3 protein-coding genes are annotated in these 3,325 nt (G+C 64.8%); all 3 read left to right on the forward strand.

All coding sequences use genetic code 11. The features are described from left to right. The coding region (locus EN994_RS23725; protein ID WP_127307840.1) for a murein hydrolase activator EnvC at positions 1-966 on the forward strand (966 nt) is incomplete at its 5' end. Further along, positions 967-2,298, forward strand: coding sequence for a S41 family peptidase (locus EN994_RS23730; protein ID WP_024502881.1), 1,332 nt, complete (start codon positions 967-969; stop codon positions 2,296-2,298). A 212-nt stretch (positions 2,299-2,510) separates the two neighbouring features. Beyond that, positions 2,511-3,325: divergent polysaccharide deacetylase family protein (locus tag EN994_RS23735; protein ID WP_127307841.1), on the forward strand; the 815-nt coding region annotated here is incomplete at its 3' end.

The raw sequence follows: 3,325 nt of genomic DNA on the forward strand, positions 1-3,325 counted from the left end.
GTTCTGGCCGAAGTGCTGGGCGCGCTGCAGCGCATGGGCCTCAACCCGCCGCCGGCGATCCTGGTCAAGCCCGAGGACGCGCTGTCGTCGGTGCGCAGCGCCATCCTGCTCGGCGCGGTGGTGCCGGAACTGCGCCAGCAGACCGATAGCCTGCTTGCCGATCTCAAGGAACAGACCAGGATTACGGCGTCGATCGAGGCCGAACGGGCGCGGCTGACGGCGGCGGTCGGCGACCAGACGGCGGAAAAGAAGCGGCTCGGCATGCTGCTGGAGGCCAAGCAGAAGCTCGAAGCCGACACGCAAACGCAAATGGCCGCGGAAAAGCAGCGATCCGAAGCGCTGGCGGCCAAGGCCGGCAGCCTGAAAGAGTTGATCGCCTCGCTCGAAGCGCAGGCCGACAAGAGCCGCAAGGCCGCCGATGCCGCCAAGGCCGCTGAGCAGAAGACGGCGGATGGCGACAAGACATCCGCGCCGGCGGAACTGGCGTCGCTGCCCGTTCCGGAAAGCAACCAACTTGCCGCCGCGGTGCCCTTTTCGGCGCTGCAGGGACAGATCGCACTGCCGGTGACCGGCCGCATCAAGCGGCGATTCGGCGCCGACGACGGTAACGGCGCGGTGATGCTAGGCGACATGGTTGCGACACAATCGGGAGCCATCGTTACCGCGCCGGCGGATGGAAATGTGCTTTATGCGGGGCCGTTTCGCTCTTATGGTCAACTCTTGATCCTGAACGCAGGCGACGGCTATCATGTCGTTTTGGCGGGGATGAGCAGAATCAGCGTCGCGACCGGTCAATCAGTGCTTGCAGGAGAGCCGATCGGTGCGATGGGAGAGGCCCGGGTGGCGAGCACCTCGGTTTCGAAGAATGGAAATGCCACGCCGGAACTCTATGTCGAGTTCCGCAAGGATGGAAAACCCGTCGATCCGGCCCCATGGTGGGCGGACCGTTTTTCTGGAAGGACGTGAATAATGCGGAAACTGTCGCTTCTGTTTGCCGGTGCGCTGATGGGCGCGTCCGCCATGAGCCTGGTCTATGGCGCACCCGGCTCGGCGGCGAACGCTGCAGGGTCGGAGACCTACAAGCAACTGGCGATCTTCGGCGATATCTTCGAGCGCGTGCGGGCACAGTATGTGACGCCGCCCGACGACAAGTCGCTGGTCGAGAATGCCATCAACGGCATGCTGGCTTCGCTTGACCCGCACTCCTCCTACATGAATGCCGAGCAGGCGCAGGATATGCGCGTCCAGACCAAGGGCGAGTTCGGCGGCCTCGGCATCGAAGTCACCATGGAGAACGATCTGGTCAAGGTGATCACGCCGATCGACGACACGCCGGCCGCCAAGGCAGGCGTGCTGGCCGGCGACTACATCGCCAAGATCGACGGCGAAGAGGTTCGCGGCCTGACCCTCAACGATGCGGTCGACAAGATGCGCGGCCTGGTCAACACGCCGATCAAGCTGACCATCCTGCGCCAGGGCGCCGACAAGCCGATCGAACTGACGGTCGTGCGCGACATCATCAAGGTCAAGGCGGTCAAGTTCCGGGTCGAGAACGACATCGGCTACATGAAGATCACCTCCTTCACCGAAAAGACCTACGACGACCTCGAGAACGCCATCGACACCATCAAGAAGCAGATTCCCGACGACAAGCTGAAGGGCTACGTTCTGGATCTCCGCCTCAATCCGGGTGGCCTGCTCGACCAGGCGGTGAGCGTGTCCGATGCCTTCCTCAACCGCGGCGAGATCGTCTCGACGCGCGGCCGCGACCCCAAGGACGTCACCCGCTTCGACGCCAAGCCCAAGCAGGTCGACGACATCAACGGCAAGCCGATGATCGTCCTGGTCAATGGCGGTTCGGCCAGTGCCTCGGAAATCGTCGCCGGCGCGCTGCAGGACCTGCGCCGCGTCACGGTGGTCGGCACGCAGTCCTTCGGCAAGGGTTCGGTGCAGACCATCATTCCGCTCGGCGAGAATGGTGCGCTCAGGCTGACGACGGCGCTCTATTACACGCCGTCCGGCAAGTCGATCCAGGGCAAGGGCATCACGCCCGACATCAAGGTCGAACAGCCACTGCCGCCGGAACTGCAGGGCAGGGATCTGACGCGTGGCGAATCCGATCTCAAGGGCCATATCAAGGGCGCCGACGAGAGCACGACGGGTTCGGGCTCGGCCGCCTATGTGCCGCCGGATCCGAAAGACGATCTGCAGCTCATCTATGCCGAGCAGCTGCTGCGTGGCCAGAAGACCGATCCGTCCTTCCCGCCCAATCCGCAAAAGGCGGTTCTCAACCAGTAGGGATCTGGAGCGGCGCACGCGCCGCTCCATCTTTCTGTTTGAGCATGATGGAAGCAATGCGATGCTGCCGGGACCGAAAGGTTCCGGCAGTTTGATTCGGGGGCGAGGCAAAGCTCCCAAGGCATGGCGCGGGGGTGCGCCGGGATTGATGAATTCGCGCATGCCGTTTCGAAGTGGCTTCGCCTTCGGAGCCATGCGCCCGGGGATTACGCTTGACTGATATCGGCAAGGACATCGAACGCCCGCTCGGACAGGCAGTCCGGCCGCCGCGCGCCGCCGGCAAGCTCAGCGGCGGTGCGATCATGGCGACAGTGGCCGTGCTGGTGGTGGCAGGCATCTCCGGCGCGATCGCGCTCAGGGAAAAGCCGTTTCGTAAGCCGCAACAGGTTGCCGTTTCAACGCCGAAAGTGACCGCGGCGGCCGAACCTGCCGCCGCGCCGCCTGCATTGGCCCCGGCGGCACCGAAGCCGGAGGCGCCGGTCAAATCAGGTGGGCCGCAGATCATCCATGTGCAGACGGAGGAGGGCGATGGGCCGCCCAAGGCAGCGATCGTCATTCGCGACCCGTCGACCGTCGGCCAGAACCTGAAGGTCGCGCATATTCCAGACAAGGCGCTGATCGAGGCCAGCGAGACCGGGCCGTTGCCGGTGCGCGCCGCCGATGGCAGGCGGCCGTTCGACGTCTATGCGCGGCCCTGGTCGGGCGGGCGCGGCGCACGGGTGGCGATCGTCATCGGTGGACTTTCGGTTTCGCAGACCGGCACCCAGGCGGCCATCGCCAAGCTGCCGGCGGAAGTGACGCTGGCCTTCGCGCCGCAAGGCAACAGCATCGGCCGCTGGATGCAGGCAGCCAGGCAGAGCGGCCACGAGATCGTCATGCAGGTGCCGCTCGAACCGTTCGATTATCCCAAGGTCAATCCGGGACGCAACACGCTGACGGTGGCGGCGAGCGCGGACGAGAACCTGAAGAGCCTGCACTGGGCGCTGTCGCGGACGACCAACTATACCGGCGTCATGAACTATATGGG

It is taken from the genome of Mesorhizobium sp. M7A.F.Ca.CA.002.09.1.1 (assembly GCF_003998555.1).
In the GTDB taxonomy this organism is placed as follows: Bacteria; Pseudomonadota; Alphaproteobacteria; order Rhizobiales; family Rhizobiaceae; genus Mesorhizobium; species Mesorhizobium ciceri.